At 48.0% G+C, this 248-nt stretch carries 1 pseudogene; it reads right to left on the bottom strand.

Features of this window, described 5'->3' with window-relative positions:
* Window positions 1-248, bottom strand: a pseudogene (locus ACSV5T_RS10185) (hypothetical protein); the annotation flags it as partial.

The raw sequence follows: 248 nt of genomic DNA on the forward strand, positions 1-248 counted from the left end.
TACAATTTCGTCGTTACAAGCAAGCGCTGCATCGACGAGCTCCATATCTACTTTCACCCCTCGCCAGTTGATATCTTGGTCGAGTAACCAGTACTCGTGCTCCATAGCAGGTGGCTTTAGCGAAAGTAAGCGTTTACGAATTGCCTTTTCAACCACTACGTCCTGGCGGTTGTAGTCAATGTATTCCGCCCATTTCTCAGGTGCATCCTCCGGCATATTTCGTGTCTTAGGATTCGTCTTAGTAGGCT

The sequence above is a fragment of the Veillonella sp. ZSJB6 genome (genome assembly GCF_051549505.1).
Taxonomy (GTDB): Bacteria; Bacillota; Negativicutes; order Veillonellales; family Veillonellaceae; genus Veillonella.